Annotated in this window: 3 protein-coding genes; all 3 read left to right on the top strand. The window is 69.6% G+C overall.

Annotated features, from left to right (window positions below; translation table 11 throughout):
• Positions 1–1,888: thioesterase domain-containing protein (locus ACFWF3_RS27635; protein ID WP_379316336.1), on the top strand; the 1,888-nt coding region annotated here is incomplete at its 5' end.
• Positions 1,885–2,874 (top strand): ATP-binding cassette domain-containing protein, encoded by a 990-nt coding sequence (locus ACFWF3_RS27640; RefSeq protein ID WP_378987919.1) that lies wholly within the window; start codon positions 1,885–1,887, stop codon positions 2,872–2,874. The genes ACFWF3_RS27635 and ACFWF3_RS27640, both read left to right, overlap by 4 nt.
• Before the next feature lie 86 nt (positions 2,875–2,960).
• Positions 2,961–3,761, top strand: a complete 801-nt coding sequence (locus tag ACFWF3_RS27645; protein ID WP_358110415.1) for an ABC transporter permease — start codon at positions 2,961–2,963, stop codon at positions 3,759–3,761.
• Positions 3,762–3,809: the final 48 nt, after the last annotated feature.

The raw sequence follows: 3,809 nt of genomic DNA on the forward strand, positions 1-3,809 counted from the left end.
GATCACCCACGCGTTCATCACCACCGCCGCGCTGGGCACCGTCGACCCGGCGGGCGTGAACTCGCTGGCCCACGTGCTCACCGGTGGTGAGGCGCTGCCGCCGGAACTGCTCGCCCGCTGGGCGCCGGGGCGCAACTTCTACAACGTGTACGGCCCCACCGAGACGACCATCGTCACGTTGATGCCGCAGCCGATGAGCCCGCGGGGCCCGATCACCATCGGTGGGCCGATCCGCGGCGTCGCGGCCACCGTGCTCGACCGGCGACTGCACCCGACCCCGATCGGTGTCACCGGCGAGCTGCAGCTGGCGGGCTCGGCCCTGGCGCGCGGCTACCTCAACCGGCCGGGACTCACGGCCCAGCGGTTCGTGGCCGATCCCTACGGCGCGCCGGGCGAACGGATGTACCGGACCGGCGACCTGGTGCGCTGGCGTGACGGCGCCAAGTCGGCGCTGGACGTGGAGTACGTCGGCCGCACCGACCATCAGGTGAAGGTCCGCGGATTCCGGATCGAACTCGGCGAGATCGACGTCGCGTTCGCCCGGCACGCCGATGTCGAGCTCGCGCTCACCATCGGTCACACCACGCAGGCCGGGGTCACCGCGCTGGTCTCGTATGTGAAGGCACGCAACGGGAGCGCGCCGAGCGTGCCCGAACTGCTCGAGCACGTCGCGGGTCACGTGCCGAACTACATGGTCCCGCAGGCGATCATGCTGCTCGACGAGGTGCCGCTGAGTCCGGTCGGCAAGCTCGATCGAGCCCGGCTGCCCGAGCCGGTGTTCACCGCGTCCGGCGGATACCGCGCGCCGGCGACCGTCGCCGAGATGGCGCTGTGCGCGGTGTTCACCGAGGTCCTCGGGGTCGAGCGGGTCGGCGTGGACGACGGGTTCTTCGAACTCGGCGGCAACTCCCTGCTGGCCACCAAAGTTGTCGCGGCACTGCGTGAGCAGGGCTACGACATGCCCGTCCAGATGATGTTCGGCGACGCCACCCCCGCGGGAATCGCGGCCAAGCTCGACGACCTCGACCCGGACGCGGTGATCGAGGCGGCCACCAGCCCGGTGCTGGCCATCCGCCCGTCCACCAGCCCGCACGACACCCCGCTGTTCTGCGTGCACCCGGCGATCGGGCTGGCCTGGTGCTACGCGGGACTGCTCGCTCATCTCGCCCCGCAGCGCCCGGTGTACGGCCTGCAGGCCCCGCACGTGTCCGGCGACGACAGCTTCATCTCGATCCCCGAAGCCGCCGGACACTATGTCGCCCATATCAAGTCGATCCAGCCGCACGGTCCCTATCACCTACTCGGCTGGTCGCTCGGCGGCCTGATCGCGCAGGAGATCGCCGTGCAGCTGCAGGACGCGGGCGAAGACGTCGCGCTGCTGGCGATGATGGACAGCTACCAGCTCGGTGACCGCTGGCTCGACACCTCGATGCCCAGTGTCGCCGACATCCTCGGCGAGTTCGGCGCCGACCTGGTCGACGGCGAACCGTTGCCCGCCGACCTCGACCTGAACGAAGCGGCGGATCTGCTGCGGGCCCAGGCCGGTCCGTTCGCCGCGCTCTCGGTGGAACATCTGCAACGCCTCTACACCGGGTACGCCGACGGCACCGTCATGGCCAACCGGTTCCGGCCGCGCACCTTCGACGGCGACCTCGTGTTCTTCACCGCCACGGCGGACGAGATCAACGCCGCCGATCCGAGCCGCTGTGCCGACGCCTGGCAGCCGTTCGTCACCGGCAACATCCACAACCACGACCTGCCCTGCAGGCACGCGGCGATGACCACACCGGAATCGCTGGCGGCGATCGGCCCCGTGCTGCATCGCCACCTCGACGCCGTCCCGGACATCACCGTGTGCGGCAGCGGCCAGAAGGAGATGCGACCGTGAGTCTCGCGGTAGAAGTGCGCGGCCTGGCGAAGAGTTACGGCAAGGTGCGCGTACTGAAGGAGATCGACCTGGAGATCCCGGCGGGGACCGTGCTCGGCCTGCTGGGCCCCAACGGTGCGGGCAAGACCACCACCGTGCGGATCGTCACCACGCTGTTGCGACCCGATGCCGGTTCGGTGCGGGTCGCCGGTATCGACGTGCTGGCCGACCCGGCCACCGCGCGCACCAGGATCGGGTTGTCCGGCCAGTACGCGGCCGTCGACGCGAACCTGACCGGCTACGAGAACCTGCGCATGGTGGCGCGCCTGTACGGCATGGGACGCAAGCAGTCCGTCGTGCGCGTGGAGGAACTGCTCACCGCGTTCGGACTCGACCACGCGGCGGGTCGGCGGGCAGGCACCTATTCCGGTGGTATGGCCCGTCGCCTCGACCTGGCCGGTGCGCTGGTGGCGCGGCCGCCGGTGGTGGTGCTCGACGAGCCGACCACCGGCCTCGACCCGCGCGGTCGCCTGGACATGTGGCAGGTGATCGGTGATCTCGTCGACGACGGCACCACCGTCCTGCTCACCACCCAGTACCTCGAGGAGGCCGACCTGCTCGCCGACCGGATCACCGTCATCGACAAGGGCACGGTCATCGCCCGCGGTTCGGCCGACGAGCTCAAGACCTCCATCGGCGGCGACCGGCTCACGGTCACCCTCGCCGCGGGGCAGAGCCCGTGGCCCGCGGTGCAGGTCCTGCAGCAGGTGGGGGTCGGCGAGCCCGTTCACGAGCCCGGCAGCGACGAGGTGTCGGTGGTGGTGGGCAACGGGTCACGCACGATGGTCGAAGCGCTGCGCCGCCTCGACGACGCCGGTGTCTGCGTGCTCGACGCGAACGTCGTGCGTCCCACTCTCGACGATGTGTTCCTTTCCCTCACCGGCACCCCGGCCGAGACCGTTCCCGAACCCGAAACCGACGACGTGCAAGAGGAGGTCCTGTCGTGAGTGCCCCCGACGTCACGGTGGACGAGTACGAGACCCGCGATCTGCCCATCCAGCCGGCCACCCCGCGGCCGCCCGCAGGCGAGGAGATGGAACCGAAGGCCCGGTTCGTGCGCGACAGCGCGATCGTGGCCTACCGCAACCTGCTGACCATCCTGCGGGTGCCGACGCTGCTGGTCACCGCCACCATCCAGCCGCTGATGTTCGTGTTCCTGTTCGCCTACATCTTCGGTGCCTCGCTCGGCGGCGACCAGTACCGGGAGTTCCTGCTGGCCGGCATCTTCACCCAGACCGTGGCGTTCAATGCCGCGTTCACCACCGTCGGCCTGGCCGGTGACCTGCAGAAGGGCATCATCGACCGGATGCGGACGCTGCCGATGTCGCGGCTGGCGGTCCTGATGGGGCGCACGCTGTCCGACCTGGTCGTCAACATCGTGAGCCTGGGTGTGATGTCGATCTGTGGGTACATCGTCGGCTGGCGCATCCACGGCAGCTTCGGCGATGCCGTGATCGCGTTCGCGATCATCTTGCTGTTCGCGTTCGCGATGTCGTGGGTCGGCGCCCTGACCGGTCTGGTCTCCCCGACGGTGGAGGTGGCGCAGAGCGCGGGTCTGATCTGGCTGTTCCCCCTGACGTTCATCTCCTCGGCGTTCATCTCCGCCGAAACCCTGCCCGGCCCCCTGCGCGCGATCGCCGAATGGAATCCGATCACCGCGGTGTCGGCGGCGGGTCGCAAGCTCTTCGAGAACGACTCGCCCCCGACCTTCGTCCCCGCGACAGGCTGGGCCGCGGAGAACTGCATCCTCTACGCGATCATCTGCTCGCTGGTCATCCTCGCCATCGCGATGCCCGCGGCACTACTGCAGTACCGCAAGGTCGCCAGCCACTGAGTACGGCCACACAACGTCGAAGGCCGCCATCCCGAGGGGGAGGCGACC

This window comes from Nocardia sp. NPDC060220 (assembly GCF_042727815.1).
Lineage (GTDB): Bacteria > Actinomycetota > Actinomycetes > Mycobacteriales > Mycobacteriaceae > Nocardia.